The sequence below is a fragment of the Bacillus mycoides genome, from assembly GCF_001757995.1.
GTDB lineage: Bacteria > Bacillota > Bacilli > Bacillales > Bacillaceae_G > Bacillus_A > Bacillus_A mycoides_B.
The window spans coordinates 41,779-60,811 of record NZ_LXLV01000071.1; the positions used below are offsets into that span (position 1 = coordinate 41,779).

Annotated in this window: 16 protein-coding genes; all 16 read right to left on the reverse strand. The window is 32.1% G+C overall.

What is annotated here, in order from left to right:
- Positions 1 to 114: 114 nt before the first annotated feature.
- On the reverse strand, positions 115 to 1,281 hold the full coding sequence (locus BWGOE10_RS26190) for an acyltransferase family protein (RefSeq protein ID WP_070146101.1): 1,167 nt from the start codon (positions 1,279 to 1,281) through the stop codon (positions 115 to 117).
- A gap of 72 nt (positions 1,282 to 1,353) precedes the next feature.
- On the reverse strand, positions 1,354 to 2,535 hold the full coding sequence (locus BWGOE10_RS26195) for a glycoside hydrolase family 88 protein (protein ID WP_070146100.1): 1,182 nt from the start codon (positions 2,533 to 2,535) through the stop codon (positions 1,354 to 1,356).
- A 20-nt stretch (positions 2,536 to 2,555) separates the two neighbouring features.
- The gene (locus tag BWGOE10_RS26200) at positions 2,556 to 3,737 is read right to left on the reverse strand and encodes a glycosyltransferase (protein ID WP_070146099.1); all 1,182 of its coding nucleotides are present in this window, start codon (positions 3,735 to 3,737) and stop codon (positions 2,556 to 2,558) included.
- A 12-nt stretch (positions 3,738 to 3,749) separates the two neighbouring features.
- Positions 3,750 to 4,940, reverse strand: a complete 1,191-nt coding sequence (locus tag BWGOE10_RS26205) for a glycosyltransferase (protein ID WP_070146098.1) — start codon at positions 4,938 to 4,940, stop codon at positions 3,750 to 3,752.
- 13 nt (positions 4,941 to 4,953) lie between these two features.
- Positions 4,954 to 6,114: a polysaccharide pyruvyl transferase family protein gene (locus tag BWGOE10_RS26210; protein WP_000671003.1), complete on the reverse strand. Its 1,161-nt coding sequence runs from the start codon at positions 6,112 to 6,114 to the stop codon at positions 4,954 to 4,956.
- Positions 6,115 to 6,131: 17 nt separating this feature from the next.
- Positions 6,132 to 7,163, reverse strand: coding sequence for a glycosyltransferase (locus tag BWGOE10_RS26215; protein WP_070146097.1), 1,032 nt, complete (start codon positions 7,161 to 7,163; stop codon positions 6,132 to 6,134).
- Positions 7,164 to 7,247: 84 nt separating this feature from the next.
- Positions 7,248 to 8,444 carry a glycosyltransferase gene (locus tag BWGOE10_RS26220; RefSeq protein WP_044439486.1) on the reverse strand — a complete coding sequence of 399 codons (1,197 nt, stop codon included), beginning with the start codon at positions 8,442 to 8,444 and terminating at the stop codon, positions 7,248 to 7,250.
- Between the two features lie 9 nt (positions 8,445 to 8,453).
- Positions 8,454 to 9,194 carry a glycosyltransferase family 32 protein gene (locus BWGOE10_RS26225; RefSeq protein ID WP_070168314.1) on the reverse strand — a complete coding sequence of 247 codons (741 nt, stop codon included), beginning with the start codon at positions 9,192 to 9,194 and terminating at the stop codon, positions 8,454 to 8,456.
- A 103-nt stretch (positions 9,195 to 9,297) separates the two neighbouring features.
- Positions 9,298 to 10,371, reverse strand: coding sequence for an EpsG family protein (locus BWGOE10_RS26230; RefSeq protein ID WP_000469601.1), 1,074 nt, complete (start codon positions 10,369 to 10,371; stop codon positions 9,298 to 9,300).
- A 150-nt stretch (positions 10,372 to 10,521) separates the two neighbouring features.
- Positions 10,522 to 11,424 carry a glycosyltransferase family A protein gene (locus BWGOE10_RS26235; protein ID WP_070145562.1) on the reverse strand — a complete coding sequence of 301 codons (903 nt, stop codon included), beginning with the start codon at positions 11,422 to 11,424 and terminating at the stop codon, positions 10,522 to 10,524.
- 30 nt (positions 11,425 to 11,454) lie between these two features.
- The gene (locus tag BWGOE10_RS26240; protein WP_070145563.1) at positions 11,455 to 12,546 is read right to left on the reverse strand and encodes a hypothetical protein; all 1,092 of its coding nucleotides are present in this window, start codon (positions 12,544 to 12,546) and stop codon (positions 11,455 to 11,457) included.
- 57 nt (positions 12,547 to 12,603) lie between these two features.
- The gene (locus BWGOE10_RS26245; RefSeq protein WP_081338224.1) at positions 12,604 to 13,704 is read right to left on the reverse strand and encodes a glycosyltransferase family 1 protein; all 1,101 of its coding nucleotides are present in this window, start codon (positions 13,702 to 13,704) and stop codon (positions 12,604 to 12,606) included.
- Entirely contained in the window at positions 13,689 to 14,843 is a 1,155-nt protein-coding gene (locus tag BWGOE10_RS26250; protein WP_070145564.1) for a glycosyltransferase family 4 protein, read from the reverse strand. Before BWGOE10_RS26250 ends, BWGOE10_RS26245 begins: the two co-directional genes overlap by 16 nt.
- A 115-nt stretch (positions 14,844 to 14,958) precedes the next feature.
- Positions 14,959 to 16,773 carry a polysaccharide biosynthesis protein gene (locus tag BWGOE10_RS26255; RefSeq protein WP_070145565.1) on the reverse strand — a complete coding sequence of 605 codons (1,815 nt, stop codon included), beginning with the start codon at positions 16,771 to 16,773 and terminating at the stop codon, positions 14,959 to 14,961.
- 441 nt (positions 16,774 to 17,214) lie between these two features.
- Positions 17,215 to 17,874, reverse strand: coding sequence for a CpsD/CapB family tyrosine-protein kinase (locus BWGOE10_RS26260; protein ID WP_070145566.1), 660 nt, complete (start codon positions 17,872 to 17,874; stop codon positions 17,215 to 17,217).
- Positions 17,864 to 18,562: a YveK family protein gene (locus tag BWGOE10_RS26265; RefSeq protein ID WP_044439499.1), complete on the reverse strand. Its 699-nt coding sequence runs from the start codon at positions 18,560 to 18,562 to the stop codon at positions 17,864 to 17,866. The genes BWGOE10_RS26260 and BWGOE10_RS26265 overlap by 11 nt, the downstream gene beginning before the upstream one ends.
- Between the last annotated feature and the right edge of the window lie 471 nt (positions 18,563 to 19,033).

Genomic DNA, 19,033 nt, shown 5'->3' on the forward strand with positions numbered 1-19,033 from the left:
TAATACTTTTCTCGATAGAGCATTAGATTATCTTTCCTCTTTTTCTTAAGAAAATTACTCTTATCCCTCTATTCACATCTTACATAATATTTATTCTTATTATTTCCCTATTTTTCAACTAGCCTTTTTTCTCAATGAAATATCGCCTCTAGAATTTTCAGCGGCAAGTTTCCGGCCTATTTTTATTGATGGAATTTCAATAAATTTATAACATAAGACCGACACAACCATAGTAAATATGAAAGAAATTAATAAAATTAAAGGCACTGATATCTTTCCATAGAAAATATGAACTGTTGTTAATAGAACAATTGGATGTACTAAATAAAGACTATATGATATTTCCCCTATAAATTGTACTGGTTTAATCAGTAATAATTTAGAAAATAGTTTTGAACTTAGGGCGGATAGAATAATTAAAACTGCGCCAAAACATATATACCAATCGATGATGATAAGATACAACTCATAATCAATTTCACCAATTAGTTTGGAAAGTAACATAAATGGGATACGTGGATAGCTAAAAAATAAAAGACCTAAAGGCAATAATAGATATTTTACTTTTAAATTAATAATTTTACTCACTAAATATTCTCTGTTTTTAGCTAGTAGTGCACCAATAATAAACATTGAGCTATAATGTAATGTGATAAAGTAATTGGTGGATACTGGAATATTAAATTCGCTTGGAATGTTCTTCATTAATAAATAACCAATAACTGATAAAAACATCGCTATCCCAATACTTACTTTCCAGTTTACTCTAAGTAAAAGAAAAATAATTAAAGGAAACACTATGGAAATTCGCATCTCGTGAACTAATGACCAAATCACCATAATAAACGCATCAGAATTAAATTCTCTCAAGAATAAAATATGATCCATTACTCTATCAAAAGAAACTTCTATGTTCCATGAACCCCATTGTACCAAACCGGGAATGGTACCAATTTTAGAATGAATCCCCAATTTAATTCCTATTGCAATAAAAAGAATCACAATATAAGGAATATAAATCCTACAAACTCTTTTAATAAGATACTTTAAATAATTAAATTTCGTCCCTTTATAAAAAGGCAAGGATAGAACAAATCCACTTAACACAAAAAATATAATAACAGCCGAATGACCTTGCCATAATATAGAAAAATAGGCCCCAAATGTTGAATACATTACCTTTTTACCTAATATCGGAAATAATGCTAAGAAGTGTCCTAATAGAACAATGATTGCAGCAATACCCCGAAGGGAATCCAATTCTTTATAACGTCTCGTCATAATTCTTCCCTCTGTTCTAAAATGAAATTTATTAATCTAACTATTAAAATTTAGTCATCCTTATAAGGATGACTAAATTTTATAATTATTACGTGAATTAATTAATCTAATACAAAACCCTTGTGTGAATGGCAATATATCGAATAACGTAGAATATACACCTATATCCTTCGTATCACCTTGAGAGAAGTCAACCGCTCCGTTTCTTCTTGTCACTCCCATCAAATAACCGATAGCTTTATCTGCACTTTCCAAACATTCCTTTGAAATATCCTCTATCTTTGCTGCATTCAACATAAACCACCCCAGTGTGGATGTAGCGGAGGAATCTGGTCCGCATTCGTTCCTGGTTACAGTCCAATTCCAATTGCCTTGTTGTTGAAATTTCATCGTAGCTTTTGCAAATTTACGTACACTTTCTTCTAATACAGGTTTATAGCTGTTGTTTTCCGGTAATTCATTCCACGTATCTATAAGACCTATAGCAAACCATCCAAGACCTCTTCCCCAGCCATATAAACCTAGAGGAACTTTATCTTCTAATCTATAAGCATGGCATGGTATATGACTTAAGTTTAACATTCCATATGTTTCATATTCTTTAATCTGCTTTACAGCCAAATCTATACACTCACTTTTGTTATACCTAATGCCGTAAGTCACTAAGAATGGACATATGAAACCAATGGTATCTACGTATCGATACCCCTTCATAAACTTTCTATATTCTATCGTACCATCCTCACCTATATGCTCTTGTATCATTTCCCAAGTAGCATCCAAGGCTTTTTTATATTTATCTATATCCTCAAAATCCAGCTTCATGATCGCATAAGCAAGTATTGCTCCATCTACATACTGAGGTTTGTGCACCCACTGACCATTATGATCAAATTTAGAGTTCAAAAACTTCGTAATTTCATGTTTCACTGCTTTGTCATCGTTATATTTCAGGTATTCAGATAACCCTAATAGTAAAGATGCTTCTTGCCAATGCTGTATAGCACTTTTCGTATAATTTCCTTTCAACATATCAATTGCTATTAATCTTGTGTTATCAGTTACCTTAATCTTTGGTGTTTTATTTAGCCACTTAACACCTATATGAGTGATTGACTGATTCCATAAGCTTTTATCCGTATATCTCCCTATTTTTATTCTTCCCAACCAATTCTTTCCTATAGGAATGAAATCAATCACTACAATAATTGCGATTACAGCAAGTAACACAAAGCACGCTGCCTGTATAACCATATAATTATGTCCTTTCTATACTACTTAAATAATGTATATAATTTTTTTATCTCCGACTCGGTTCCTAGCTCTTCATCTGATAAGTTCTTTATTAACTTATTTCTTAATTCTTCATTATGTATTAATTTCTTAATTCCCTCCGAAAGTGAGTGAGCATCCATGTCTATAATCAGCCCATTTTCTTCATTTTTAATTTGATCTTTAGCTGTACTGAAATTTGTTACCATTATTGGTTTATGCAGTATTTTTGCTTCGTCTATTGCGATAGATTTTCCTTCGAACCTGGATGGTTGTACATATATATCTGCTTCTCTTATATACGGATAGGGATTTTCTTTCAGTCCTAACAGTAAAAAATGATCTTGAAGGTGATTTTCTTCTATCATTTTTTCTAACTTACCTCGCCCTTCCCCTTCTCCAATGATATACCACTTTATTTCATATCCATCTCCAACCAGATTCTTACATGCTTCTATAGCCAAATCAAATCCCTTTTCATGACTTAGCCTTCCTACAGAAACAAGCTTTACCCCTTTACGCTCTAGATCTACCTTTTCCTGTGACATTTTATTTATCGTACTTGGAGATACGATGTTATGAATAACACCTATTTTGTCTTTATATATAGAAAATCTTTGTTTTAAAACATTGGCACATTCCTCAGACACCGTCACTATATGATCCAATGAACGAAAATAACCCATATCAATGTTAGGATCCATTCCTAATTTGTCATAATCAGTGTGTATAAAACCAATTTTCTTATTCGCATTTACTTTGTCTATACAAAAGTAAACTGGGTTCTTTTCTAAGTACCCAATCGCTACATCATACTTTTTACTTATATTCTGTAAAGATTTTGATAGATATCGCCATACTCTCTGTTCACAACGGGCTTTGTTTTTTTCACTTTTAAATATGTAACCTGCACAAACCCTCGATAAGGCTATATCTAGTCTTCCTTGTCGCAAGCATTTCATGACAGCTGCTTTTATCGGCATATCAAACAACTGATACTCAGAAGGTTCTTCCAATACATTCACTTGTTTAGGGATTTTATTAAGGAATAAACCTTCATGCTTAAATAAAAATAAATCCACATTATAGCGAGAGTAATCCATCGTATTCAACAGAGAGATTAATGACTTCTCAGCCCCACCGCAGTTCAAATTATTGATAACAAATAATACGTCTTTTTTCATAATAATCACCTTTTAAAGAATTCCGTAGAGCTTATTTATTTCTTTTTCGGTTCCTAACTTTTCTGTAGATAAATTATTTACGATTCTTTCCCTTAATTCTATATCTTTGATAAGCCTTTCAATTTCAGTTGCTATTCCTTCTTCAGACATCTCAGCAATAATTCCGTTTATTCCATGATTTATTTGATCTTTTGCAGTTTCAAAGTTGGTCACCACTATCGGTTTATGCAATATTTTTGCTTCATCAATTGCTATAGACTTACCTTCATACCTAGATGGTTGCACATATATATCTGCTTTTCGTATATAAGGATAGGGATTTTCTCGAACCCCCAAAATTGTAAAATGGTTTGAAAGATGATGATCTTCTATTAAACGTTCTAATGTATCTTTTTCATTTCCATCCCCTAATACGTACCAATTTATCTTGTATCCTTTTTCAAGAAGTAACTTGCAAGATTTCACTGCTAAATCTAAACCCTTTTCATGACTTAATCTGGCGACAGTAATAATATTGGTATAATGTCTATCAAACAAACTGTCATCTTCTATATCTTCTTTAGATAAATCATATATAACGCCAGGAGCTACTATATTATATATAATCGTAACTTTATTTTTTAGTTGTGGAAAATTTTCTTGTAACGATTTTGCACACTCTTCTGAAACCGTTATTAGATTATCTAGTTGTTCAAAATATGAGTTATCGAACTGGCAATCCATACCTGAATTCGAGTAGTTTGTATGTATCCATCCAGCCTTTTTTTTGGCATTGACCTTATCAACTACGAAGTATATTGAAGACTTTTCAAGATAGCCTATCGCTGCATCATACTCTTTTTCTAACACTTCAAATGACTTACTTTGATATTCCCATGTATACTGTTCTGAAATTGCAGCTTCCTTTATCAATCTATTTTTAATAGTGAACATCAATCTTGAATATGCTAAATCAATTTGTCCATTCTTTAAAAAGCCCATTATTGAATTTTTAAGGCTAGATGTAAATATTTTATAATCACTTGGCAGATCTAATATATTTACCTCTCTTGGTATCGAATTTATGAATATTCCTGTTTTATTAAACAAAAATAAATCTACATCATATAAACTGTAATCTATCTGAGATAGTAAATTTATCAAGCTTTTTTCTCCACCACCAGCAGATAAACTAGGCATAACAAATAGTAGTTTTTTTTTCATAATGTACCCCAAATTACTTAGACAATTCTTTCAAATATTCTACTGCTTTGTAAGACATTTTCTTTATATTAGGTATAGATTGTCGTAGCTTTTGCCTTATCTCCTCTTCCTCTCGTACCATCTCATCAAATCTTGCTTTTAATTTATTACTATCAGATATCTCCTCTATATCTAAAACTAATTTTTCTTCCCCAAATATATCTTTAGATATCCCTTTGGACTTTACACTATATCCCAATACCATAGTCGGAATAAAACTAGAGTAAGCAGCTATAGTTGCATGCGTTCGAGCTCCTATAAAGAAACGCATTCTAGCTATATACCCCTTATACTGTATTGCATTTAAGTTATCTGGTAACAGAATCACTCTGCCTGTGTCCTTAAATTCTTTGTAATATTTGTAGAGAACTTCGTAATCATTGTTCCCATCTTCAATAACGTGAGGTGTAAGAGCAATCGTCATATCTGTCGTATTTAATATATGATTAATTAACTCTCTTACCGCAACTTGAGAATTCTCATTTCTATTCCATACAAGCGGGCTAAAATTAAGACCCATTGTATTTCCTTCCTGCCATCCATTAGGCAACTCCAATTCTTCTTTTTCCATTGTAAATGCAGCATCAGCACACAATTGAACGTTATTTAATCCTTGTTTTTTTAACATATTATAGGTAAGACTTTCGCGTGCTAATATTAAATCAAAGAGCTTTAGATCTTCCAACTTTCTTTCAGACATATCCTCTTCTCCTATAGAACATCCCCATAGTACTAGCTTTTTCCCCTGCATTTTTACTCTTCTATCAATCTCATACCACCCAGGTTGCTCTCCATAGCAATAATTATCCCCTCCGATAGATAAACATACATCGGAACTTTTTATATGCTTTATTATGTTATGATGAATTTTCCCTAATGCATAAGACTCATCGTTAAAGAGTTTTACTTTAACTGAGGACAATAACCAATCATATGAATATTTTTTCAGACTGCGGCTAGAACCATCATATATATAATCTAACTTATTGATTACCTTATCTGTTTCAGGTCTATCTGATGCCAAACATACTTTTGCTCCATCTATTTTTTCTTTTATAATATTTGTAGAAGCTCGAACTATCGCTTCGCACCCTCTATTCAAACTGCCCCCATGGGCAAACATCATAAACTTCACACTAAATTCCTCCAGTTTTATTTATTTCTAAGCCTGCTGTAAGAGACTGCGAAGTATAACCCCACAGTAGATTTTCTTTTAATCATATTTATTAAAAATTTCTCATATCTACCAAGCTTGCTATAAGTTACTTCACAATATAGCGGCAATGCCTCTCTAACATATTTATTGCATATCATATTTTTTATGTATTCATATCTCTCACTAAACCGTATTTCCTTAGACGGTTCAAAATAAATATATACGTAGGAAATTACACTATTTATAAACTTTCTTGATTTCAATTCACGTATCTTTGCCTTATCAACCTTTTCGATGTAAATTTTCGGTAGTTCCATATTATATACTTCCACAGCTCGCTTGAAATAATCTTTTTTTGAGATATCCCGAGTTGCGCTACCCGCTACATCCCTATAATAATATCCCGTATAATTTATATATTCCATATTAGTTGCATTACTAAAAAATTGAATATTAAACATTCCATCTTCTCCTAATGCGACCTTCTCTGGAAACTTCACATTATTTTTCGTTATTATGCTATTTTTATAAATTTTGTTTACAGCAGTATTTAAATTATCGCTTTTAAGAAAATAGGGTAATATCTCTTTATTTATATATTCTTTTTTTAGAACGATATTAGTTGGAAATGGATATTCAATTGTTACCTTATGCCCCTCAATCTCACTTCTTAAATTTGATATAATTACATCACAATTGCTTTGTTTTGCTGAATTATACAGAGTTTCATACATATCCGCTTCTACATAATCATCAGCATCAACAAATCCAATATATTCACCATTAGCTATAAGAAGTCCTTGATTCCTTGCAATACTCACACCTTGATTTTTTTGATTTATAAGTATAATCCTGTCATCTAGTGCCCTATACTTTTCAATAATCTCTACGCTATTGTCCGTTGAACCATCATTAATAAAGATAAATTCGCAGTTATGAAGCACCTGATTTAACAGTGATTCTATACACCGAGTAATATATTTACCAGCATTATAAACCGGTATAATTACACTGACATTTCTATTCATGGGCAAATCACCCCTTTGCTTTGAATCCCTTATACTTTCATTTTTAAAAATTTTTGTAGTTGTACCAATACACTTAATAAACTTTTAAGCCTCTATAATTTCATACAACTTATTTAATTCATACTTATTACTATAATCAGTATTACTACAATTGTTAGCTAACTGCTTTCTTACGGTAGCATCCTTATACAATTTTTCTATTCCATCTGCTATTCCTTCAACGGATAATTCCGTAATATATCCGTCAACCCCATTTTTCACTTGACTGTTTGCGGTTGTATAATTTGTAATTAGGACTGGTTTTGCAAGTATCTGAGCCTCTCCTACTGTAACAGCTTTTCCCTCATATCTAGATGGTTGGACATATAAATCAGCTTCTTTTATATATGGATATGGATTAATTTGCTTTCCTAGCAACACAAAGCTATTTTCTAATTTCAAATCCCTTATTAGATTTTTAATCATTGTTTCATCTCCACCATATCCAACTACATACCAGGCTATATTCTCATAGCCTTTATCTTTCAATATCCTTAAAGCCCTAACAGCATTATCGATTCCTTTTGCATGAGATAGTCTAGCCACAGTTATAACTTTAAAACGGTTATCAAGAAGCATAGGGGTATCTATTTCTTCATTCGCCATGTCTCTAATAAACTGCGGGGAGGTTATATTTTCCATTACTATAACCTTATTTTTTAATGCACTATATTTTTTTAAAAATGAATTTTTGCATGCCTCTGATACAGCTACAATACAATCAAATTTATTCCATACTTTTAAATCCATCTCTATATCTGTCTCAATTGTAGAATAATCTGTATGAATCCATGCTATTTTTTTCTTAGCCTTGACCTTATCTGCTACAAAATAATGCGGCCACAAATAACTAATTGCAACATCATACTCTTTATCTAGTTTAGGTAAAAATGGAATAGCATATTTCCACATTAATTGCATTTGATAATATCCTGTCTCTACTATTCCTTTAGCTTTTCCTGCAAAACGAGTATTTATCTTAGATAAAATTCTAGAAAATCCAATGCCATACTCTTTATCCTTTAAAGTTTCTCCGATTGACTTCCTAAAGGTGGTGTATTGTGGAACTTCTTCTAATAAATTTACCTTGTTACAAACTAATTCCATAAAATCCCCTTGATGTCTATACAGCATTAAATCAACAGCGTATTTTTTGTAATCAAAACCCTCAAGCATACTTATAAGGCTTCTTTCTACTCCTCCAACTTCCATATCAAATGAGGCCACCAGTATATCCTTCATATATGCCTCCTAATTTTTTGTAACAAATTTTCTTATCCGCGCTATATTTTCTCCACCTATAACCTTAGATGCTAACAGTTTTAAACCACTCTTCAATCTTGCTTTAGGTGGTAACCAACTTTTATAAAAATGATGCATTGCATATGTATTTGGAGTAATAAATTTTCTACAGTTAATATAATCATATGGAGAAAAATATGTTTGAGGATAGAAGGCTCCTATCCCACTTATTTCTTGATATTCTCCATTCAACTGTAATCCTTTATTTTTTAGTATCTCGCTTATAATGGCCACATTAGTTAAACTGTCATACTTTCCATCCTCTTTAATAAAACTTTTTTCTTCGTATGAATCTAGAAACATTTTTATTAATACATTTCCTTTAGTGGCTCCTATTGTACTTGTAGCTATATAGTTCTCTTGTTCAAATCCCCAAAATGAATCATGATGTAGCATATCATCAAAAGATTTGAATACCTCTACATCCGTATCTAAGTAAATTCCTCCAAATTTATAAAGAGCGTATACTCTTACATAATCACTTACAAATGCAAATTTTTTGTATTCATAGGCTTCCTTGACATATAAATTACAATTTATATCAAAATTATCTTCATTCCACTCAATTATTTCATAACCAGCTAAATTCTCTTTCCAGCTATCTATACATTTTTTTACTATTATAGGTTTTTCTCCTTTACCAAACCAACAATAGTGAATGATGCGTGGAATCTTTTCTGTAAATGCCAACTCAGTATCCCCTTTCTAAACTATATAGAATAATATATCTATACACCTAAATTTCCATATTTCATTGATCAACTAGTCATTAACATATTTCACCTTAAAAAACTTAGAAATTTAAAAAATTACTTTTATAAATAATGTTTAATGTTATTACATTCTCGTATGCATAGAAGATAAAATAAAATACTAATATTGCATAATAAACTAGTTTTTGGTCTTTATCAGTAAATAATTTTATAATCCATGAAATTAAAATTAATTGGTATAATCCAAAATATATAGAAAATCTTGCAAAAATCCAATTTTGTGTTGAAATTATCATGAATACAAGTCCTAATATAGACATATTTACTACATAGTCACTTTTAGGAAATATTTCCCTAAGTTTCTCTCTTCCAATGTAAGCAATAATAATTGGAGGAATATTAACTCCAACTCTAAGTATATTTGCTCCGCCCTCAGAAAAGTTCTTGTAATCTCCATACTGACTATCTCCTATGACTGAGAATAACGTATCTAAAAATTGATTAAACCCTATAACTATGAATACAGAGCAAAAAAGGGTTACATACGTTTCCCATGACCATGCTTTTCTCCTAATCATAAAATATATTGGAATAAGGATAAGTGCAGTTTGATGTATTGTTGATGCAAATAGAATAATTAGAATATACTTTTTCCAGTTACCTTCAAATATATATTTTGTTGCAGCAAAAATAATTGCTGCTGCAAGAAATTGCCTTATCCCATTCATTGATATTAAATACATTCCACCTGTTATATATACATATAAACTTAATTCGAACATTCTTGTATATTTATATAAAACCAACACAATAAGTACATTTGTTATTAGTGCCGTTACAAAAATCAATATTTGAGGGTCATTAGAGAACTGTTTTAAAATCATCTGAAGCACATTAAAACCCATATCTTTTCCTTCTTTTATATGTTCCCAATCAAACGTATCTTTTTTATAAGAATACATATAAAAAAAAGTATCCCCGATATTATTACGGAGACCAGACACCATTACAAGAATAACTATTGTTAAAAATACTAACAGCTTATTTGGCTTTGATTGAACAATGTGTGGTCCCATTATTACAGGAGTAGAAAAATATCTTGCTAAAAAAGAAAGAATATAAACTAAGACCAGCGTAACCCAAAATATAAACATTTTTAAATTCCTTTCATATTATAGATTGTAAATATAGAACTCTTTGCTATTCTTTAACCAAATAATTCAATAATATAGCCTATCAGTCCTATATTTCTCTTACAATCTAAATACATGTGACAATAAAATACATAGTTAATTAAAGACCTACTATTTATTTTTCAAAACAGTAGCTTTACTCGTCTTTTGAATATAAAAATGAAGCATAATCCCAAAAGGTGTAGCCACCAAAGTAATAAGCTTACATGGGGACTCAATAAGAAATTTATAGTTTTTGATCATCAAGTTGCTAGATACATAATGTATAGATTCTCGAAATTTTTCTTTTAATGTAGGAGCATATTTCATAGCAACTTTTCTAAAGAATGAGAACCCTTGGGGGTTTTTTCTATATTGCTTAATAATGTTCATGCTAGATCCATCTGCTAAATACTCAACATGACAAAGAACTTTATTCATGATGAGTAAAGGTTGCTCTTGATCAATAAGAATATATTTATAACTTAAAGGACAGTACTTTTCGCCCGGAAATATTGGATATGGTGGGGTTTTTCGTGTTAACTCTGATCGATAAACTAACTTTTTATCACCTGTGACTTTATATTTCGCATGCAAATCTGTCAGTTTAGATTCCTTCACATGTTCCGGCATCATCGTTCCAATAACTTTTCCATTTGGATTAGCGTCTAATCCTATTATGCCAGCGTAATCATTACTTCCATACTCCTTCCAAAAACGAGTGATATTTTCAACGGCATCATCCGCCATATAATCGTCAGAATCAATACAAACATTAAGTTCCGTATCAATTAATTCGTAAGCAGTATTATGTGCCCCGTGCATTCCCTGATTCTCTTGATAATGATACTGAATTGAGATACTGCCTTGGGAAATCCAATTTTCTATTAACTCTCTTGTGTCATCTGTAGATCCATCATCAATAATTAACCAAACAAAATCCTTACTTGTCTGTCGCTTTAAACTTTCATAACATAAATGCAGCGTGTAAGCACGGTTAAATGTAGGTGTAAAAATTGTAAGAGTAGGTTTCAATTTACATCTCTCCATCAATCATCTAATCTATTAAAATTCATCCCCTAATATTGTTAATATACTATTTAATACTAATCTATCAGGTCTTACATATTCATGGTAATATCTATAATTGTTAATCATCATTTGATATCTATAATTTTCATCATTTGATAAAGTATATATTTGATTTATACATTCTTCTGGTGTTTTAAAAACAAGATAATTTTGACCATCACGAAAATCACCTGGGACTTCATAATGTAATTCTTCTGTTACTATAGCCTTGCTTGCTGCAACATACTCTGCAAATTTCCAACCAATAGATTGATGTAATCCCATAGTTGCAATACAAATTGCAGATTCTTTTACCTTTCTTAGGTAATTATTCCGTTCAGTAGCTTTTCCGTCTTCTATAACAATATCTGCATAATTTTTATATGCAAATTCTGATGGTGCTACTCCTCCATAAAATTTATCTCCGAACTCTTTTCGACAAAGTCTAATGCATGTTGCTCGAAAATCATTAATATATGCACGTTCTTCCTTTTTATTCGAAGAAATTTGCCCTTCATAATCTCCATTTACATCCCATAGCCTAGCCATAAAAAGAATTTTTGAATCTATTTCTTTATGAGGTATATCTTCAAAAGAATTAATACGATATAAACCATTGTAATATTGAGACAACGGAACCTTCCGTATTATTTTCTTAATTTTCTCCCTAAGTGGATCTTGAGGCATCGGTGAATGCGCAATATTTCCAGGTATTGTAACCATATAATTTAATCCAAGGGGATAAATTTTTTCCTTATGCCTTAACTTTGAATTATAAAAACTATTAAAACTTCGCTTAAAGTAAAAGTCGTATTTTTCTAACAACACATTCATAAACTCAACATAATCCTGATTTTGCTTAAGCAAATTATCATAACCATCATTAACATCATATAACACTCGAGTTTTCCCGTTGATTATAACTTCCATCATATTATAAGGTAATTGATCTTGATGATTCTTACTAAGTTTCTCTATCCTCAAGTCTATTACTCCTTGTTGAGCAAGTAGAACAAAACCTGCAGTTATATTATAGAGATGCAGCGGAACTTCTCCTAGCCTAAGACAACATGAAACTCTTGACATCATTGTGCTCCTTTTTAATCCTTTAGACATTATTTAAAATATAGAAGTTACTATTAATTAAAGCGCTTGAAGATAAAAATTCTCAAGCCAAGTAGCCGATTCACTTATATCATATCCTTCTTTCTTGATATATCCTTCTACATCTTGCATACGTTTATTGACATCCAATATATCCTGCGCCCATATTTCGGGAGAGGTATTTATGCTTTCAAAACTCACTAGACCTGCTCCCATGTCTACTTCTTTAGTTATCGCATCCGAGATTACACAAGATAACCCCGCTCCTTGCGCTTCTATAAGAGTAACCGGCAATCCTTCATGAATGGATGGGAATGCAAATACATCAAAAGCTTGAAGTAAATGGTCGATATCGCTCCTTATGCCAAGAAACTTTACATTAGCCCCTAAATTTAATTCTTCCACTTTTTGTTCAATCTTTAACCGTAACGGACCATCCCCCACCAAAACAAGAACGGAATCTCTTCTAAGTTTAACTAACTGAGCAAACACTTCTATAAGGAATCCATGATTTTTTTGATGCGCAAACCTTCCTACATGCCCTACTACAAAGTTATCAACTGTAAGATTTAGTTCCTCTCTTATCTGTTTTCTAATTTCGGGGGAAAATGAAAACTTTTCAGGCTCAATTCCATTTTTTAAAATCGTGGCAGTATCTGTTTTACCTGGAAATAACCAGCGAGATGCTGCATCCGAACATGCTAAAAGATGTGTCGCACTTCGTAATATATACTTCCCTGCATACCACTTATATACTTTCGCAGCAACTCCACCTTCACTGCTAGTATTGTGACTATGTGCGATACGAACTGGTATACCGGCTTTCTTAGCTGCACGTAACACAAATCCACTCATCTTATCCATGTGTGAGTGTACAATCATATATTCTTGATGAGATTCAAAAAAATTATCTAAAGACTTTATGTATTCATTATGACCACCATCAGTAATATATGGAATCCTGTGCATTTTCCCACCTAATTCTGATATTTCTGTATCGAAAACACCTTCCTTACAAGTAAGAAAATCAAACTGCACTTTATTTCGATCTATATTCCGGTACAAGTTCATAATAAGGGTTTCTGCACCACCACGGTTCATATTGACTACAACATGTAAGATTCTTAATGGACAATCCAATCTAACGCCTCCGTTCTACTCATAAACATGGTGTAAATATAGCTCTTTTCTTCTAATACTTTATTGACGGCATAATTATTTTTAATAATCTCACGACCAGACTCTCCGAATATGCCTTGTAAGCTACTATTTTCAGCAAGATATTTTATCTTTTCTGCCATTGTCTGTATGTCTTCACGACCTACTATCCAACCATTTACACCATTTTGAATTAACTCTTTATGGCCCCTGTTCTCACTGGCTATAACAGGCAATCCGCAAGCCATCGCTTCCATAATATTAACTGGTAACCCCTCACGTAGACTGGATGCAACAGAAATATCACAAATAGGTAAAATTTTTGCAATATCATTCCTATAACCAAGGAAATCTATCATTTCAAATACACCCATTTGTTTAGCTAAATTTTTGCAATCATTTATCAAAGGACCATTCCCAGCCAATAGAAGCCTCGCATTGGGAACATGATCTTTTATTAAGGCCAATGAACGAATCAAAAACTGCTGATTTTTATTTTTATTAAACTCAGCCGCATAAAACATTAAAAAATCATCCGGTTTATAACCCATCTCAATCCTTAGACAATTCTTTTGAGCCTCACTAACTGGTTTAAAATATTCTGTGTCCACTCCCACCCCATGAATTTGTTCAATTTTAGGTACTTTAAACTTTCGCTGAACAGCCAAGTTATAATCTTCTTGGTTAATTGTAATGAGGCAATCTGTATAATTTGCTAGCATTTTTTCAATTGGATAATATAACAGCCAATTTGCAAGCGGGGCACCTTTACAAAAATGAAATCCATGCGCAGTATATAAAACTTTTGTTCCATGCTTTCTAGACTTTCTTGCTGCCAAACGTGCAACGGCTCCCCCCATCGGGGTATGGCAATGAATAATTTTATATTGATTTTCATCAATAATATCTTTCAGCTCTTTATAAGCCTTAATATTCTTAAATTGCAAAGGTGACCTTTGAATAGAAATGTCATACTTCTTATCCACATATGGAAGTTCCATGTTGCCAGCAGCAGCAACATGGACTTCCCAGCCTTGTTCTTTAAACCATTTCATATAAGGCAAATGAAATGCTTTAAAGTGAAAGTCTACCGTCGCACAAAATAATACTTTATTTTCCATATATATCACCCTACAATTGTTATATTGTAACTAACCACCTGTTCATACTTCATTCTCATTTCTCTACATAGTAAAACATAAGTCTAAGCATATATATGCAGATCAAAATCCATATTTACATCATATTTTGTGGAGTTATATGACTATTTGCCAATGTCAATACACGTTTTCTTAATTCCGTCTTCTCCAGATTCTTATAAGTTTGGAGAACTGATTCAATTTCGTTTATACAAAGGTTCGATGTTTTACCTATATAAATTTTAGGATGAATTTGTTGTTCATGTATTTCTTCTTTTTTCAATAGTTCTTCAAAGAGCTTCTCTCCAGGTCTTATTCCAGTAAACTCTATTTGTATTTCTCCTAGCGAATTTCCTGATAATGTAATTAAATTTTTCGCAAGATCTAATATTTTCACAGGATCTCCCATATCTAATACAAATATTTCTCCACCTTTAGCTAATGCACCAGCCTGTATTACAAGCTTGGACGCCTCTGGAATTGTCATAAAGTAACGAATCATATCTGGATGTGTAACCGTAACTGGACCACCTTGCTTAATTTGTTTTTTAAACAACGGTATAACACTACCGCGGCTTCCTAATACATTACCAAATCTTACAGCCACAAACTTTGTATTACTTGTTTTGTCCAAGTTTTGAATTACCATTTCAGCAAGCCTTTTTGTTGCTCCCATTACACTTGTCGGATTCACAGCTTTATCTGTAGAAATCATTACAAACGTCTCGACCCCATTCCAGCTTGCCGCTTTTGCCACGTTTGTTGTCCCAATTAAATTGTTTTTGATAGCTTCTTCGGGGTTACGTTCCATCAATGGTACATGCTTATGTGCAGCGGCATGATAAACAACTTGAGGCTGATATTGACTCATTACTGACATCATTTTCAGATCATCCTGTACATCAGCAATTTCTGTGGTAACGACAATATCTGTGTCACCGTATAGCTCTTTCAATTCCATTTCGATAGAATAAATACTATTTTCACCATGACCTAATAAAATCAATTGTTTTGGGTTGAATTTTGCAATTTGACGACAAATTTCAGATCCAATTGAACCACCAGCACCAGTTACTAAAATAATTTTATTAGTAATAAATTCTGAAATACTTTCAATATCCAATTCAACAGGATCACGTCCTAATAAATCGTCTACTTGGACATCACGAAATTCATTCACTGAAACTTTTCCAGTCACTAAATCCTCTAGCATTGGAAGAATTTGTGTTTTTATTTTTGTCTTGGAACATTCTTGAAAAATCATATTTAATGCTTTCTTGCTAAGTGAAGGAATTGCTATTATGATGCTATCGATATCTAATTGCTGAACAGCAAATTCAATACGGTCAATTCCTCCAATTACCGGTATTCCAAGAATATCCAACCCTTGTTTCTTTATATTATCATCTATAAATGCCACAGGCAGTAATTCAGTATCATTACTATTCAAAAGTTGCCTTACAACCATTGTACCTGCAGAACCCGCACCAATAATTAGTGTTCTTTTTTTGTCCCCCCCTTTTTGAATATAAGCATCTCTGAACATCCGCCATAGAAAACGTGATCCTCCAATCAGTAAAATATGAATCATCCACGTTACAACAAGAAGACGGAAATAAATATCTTGAACTAATATTTGTTGTACTACTGCTGTTGTGATAACAGAAAGTGTGATTGCTTTTAAAATAATTAGCAATTCTCCTACACTTGCATACTCCCATGCTTTTTTATAAAGCTTATAAATAAAAGAAAAAATATGATGGCTAAATAGCAGCGTCATTGCACTCACTACGATGGGAAATGTTATGACATTGAAATCAGCACTTACTAAGAAGCGACTAAAGAAAACCGTAGTTAATACGATTAAGGAATCAATTAAAATTAATAAGGATAATCTCTGGCGATACGTCATAATAGGCCCCCCTCTCTAAATTTTTTATATATAACAAAAGGAAATCCTCATAATTGTTATCTTAGAATTAAAAGATTTATATATTGAATATGTCTAGCTAAACATTTAGACAAGGAAAATAATCAATAACCAACTAATACAAAGTTCCTATCTACAAAATCCTTTAGAAAGACTTTCTAGACAAGAACTTCAAATAAGTTTGGGCATCCAACCCTCCCTCACACCACACTCTTGACGACTAACGTCTAAGGTTCTTCAACCCACAGTATGATCGAGTGTCTCCATTGATAGTGGTAAGGAGACATCACCGTACCCTATAATTTTTTATAGGTGGTCTTTCATTCTCTACTATAAAATATATGAAAAGCTTCTCATCCTTACGTCACCCATTAGGAAAGCGCTGTATTATTATTTTATGTATAATCAATTCTAATAAATCTCTTATACTTTTTTATTTAGAATAGCCCCTACAAGCTTTCCTTTTGTTAAATCTAAGGCCCTATTCGCTTCAACAACTGCTTCACTAGCAGTTTGATAGCAACTTAACACCAATAATACCCCATCACATTGACTAGCTAGTATATTTGTATCTATAACCTCAAGAAGGGGCGGAGAATCAAATAAAATAATGTCATACTGCTCTATTGCTTTGCTAATTAAATTTTGCATAGATGGTAAACTAAGCATCTCAGCTGGATTATTAATTTCGGGACCACTTGTCAATATATGTACATTTTTGATTTCTGTCTGTATTACCACTTTTTCTAATGCTGCTTTTCCCTCCAAAACATTTGTTAATCCAGATTTATTTTCCATTCCAAAAATCGCATGTAGTTCCGGAGTTCGCAAATCCGCATCAACAACTAAGACTTTTTCATCTCGCTGAGCCATAGAAACCGCCAAATTTGCCACAGTGGTGGTTTTACCTTCTCCATATCCAGGAGAAGTAATAATTATAGTTCTTGTTTTGTCCGTGCCAATTGCAAATTGAAGGTTAGTACGAATTGTTCGATATTCCTCAGCCATCTTCGATTTCGGAGCGATATGAGCAATTAAATGACTATTATCAAGGATACGGCTTTGCTTTTTATTATGAATCAAATGTTTTCCCCTCCACTATTACACTTTCTCTCTTACTTGTTTTATCTACTATATTATTTTTCTTCATTTGAGAAACACTTCCTAAAACGGGAACCGGTAATAATTTTTCAATGTTACGTTCCGATTTAATTGTTTCATCAAGAGAATCCAATACAAAGACTACTCCGATACTCAGTATAAGACCGGCAGCCAAGGCCATCTCAATCGCTTTTGCATGATTCAAGTTTATCGGTAAAGGATGCTCTTGTACTTTTGCTTCTGTTAAGATGCGGACATTCGAAAAATTTAGGATAGCATTGGCTTCTTCTTTATAAACATTTGCTGTAGCATTGGCAATTTTGACTGCCTGGGCTGGATTAGTATCCACAGCCGTAATAACAAAAACCTGTGACTCTTCAATCTTTCCAACACTAACCTGTCCATTCAATGCATCTGCTGATTTTTGCGAATTTAATTGCTGGGCCACTTTCTCTAAAACAATAGGTTCCTTTATCATCACTTTAAGTGTAGCTATAGCATCAGCATTAGCTGGAATGAGGATTCTTGCAGAAGACGCATATAAAGGCGTTTTCATGAAAATGCTATATATACCACCAATACATGCCGCTAATATCGTAATTACTGCAATAATCCAAAATTTTCTTTTTATAACATTAAATAAATTTTTTAAGTTTATTTCCTTTTCCATGTTTCCCCTCCATTACTGTCTATTTAACTAATAAAAAAGCTAATCGCTGGTAAATCAAATCGTATAACCTAAGTTAATTTTGATTATATCGAACATAATTTACTAAATCATAAGTAGAATGAATTTTCTGAGTATACATTCCATTCGGAAAATTCATTCCTTGTTTCTTTAATCTTAATATACTCATTTAATATTCATTTTAGTTCTTGATAATGAACCCGTCAATATAAATTTATACATCAAATCCAACAATTACCTTAGTATATTTAATTCAATTATCCTTATATAAATTCAAAAATAACTTCATAAATAATTATTTCAAATGAATTAATTCATTCATATATTGATATATTATAAAAACTATTTAAAACTGAATTAAACAATATCCTACAATTTTGACGACTGAAAAAAAGAAGTATTATTAAAAAGCTAATTCCAAAAACAGATTCACCTTAACTGTTTACCCAACAT

Excerpts from the sequence above, each read along its gene's own strand:
- BWGOE10_RS26190 (WP_070146101.1), bottom strand. The coding sequence starts at position 1,281 with ATGACGAGACGTTATAAAGAATTGGATTCCCTTCGGGGTATTGCTGCA.
- BWGOE10_RS26195 (WP_070146100.1), bottom strand. The coding sequence starts at position 2,535 with ATGGTTATACAGGCAGCGTGCTTTGTGTTACTTGCTGTAATCGCAATT.
- BWGOE10_RS26200 (WP_070146099.1), bottom strand. The coding sequence starts at position 3,737 with ATGAAAAAAGACGTATTATTTGTTATCAATAATTTGAACTGCGGTGGG.
- BWGOE10_RS26205 (WP_070146098.1), bottom strand. The coding sequence starts at position 4,940 with ATGAAAAAAAAACTACTATTTGTTATGCCTAGTTTATCTGCTGGTGGT.
- BWGOE10_RS26215 (WP_070146097.1), bottom strand. The coding sequence starts at position 7,163 with ATGAATAGAAATGTCAGTGTAATTATACCGGTTTATAATGCTGGTAAA.
- BWGOE10_RS26220 (WP_044439486.1), bottom strand. The coding sequence starts at position 8,444 with ATGAAGGATATACTGGTGGCCTCATTTGATATGGAAGTTGGAGGAGTA.
- BWGOE10_RS26230 (WP_000469601.1), bottom strand. The coding sequence starts at position 10,371 with ATGTTTATATTTTGGGTTACGCTGGTCTTAGTTTATATTCTTTCTTTT.
- BWGOE10_RS26240 (WP_070145563.1), bottom strand. The coding sequence starts at position 12,546 with ATGTCAAGAGTTTCATGTTGTCTTAGGCTAGGAGAAGTTCCGCTGCAT.
- BWGOE10_RS26250 (WP_070145564.1), bottom strand. The coding sequence starts at position 14,843 with ATGGAAAATAAAGTATTATTTTGTGCGACGGTAGACTTTCACTTTAAA.
- BWGOE10_RS26255 (WP_070145565.1), bottom strand. The coding sequence starts at position 16,773 with ATGACGTATCGCCAGAGATTATCCTTATTAATTTTAATTGATTCCTTA.
- BWGOE10_RS26265 (WP_044439499.1), bottom strand. The coding sequence starts at position 18,562 with ATGGAAAAGGAAATAAACTTAAAAAATTTATTTAATGTTATAAAAAGA.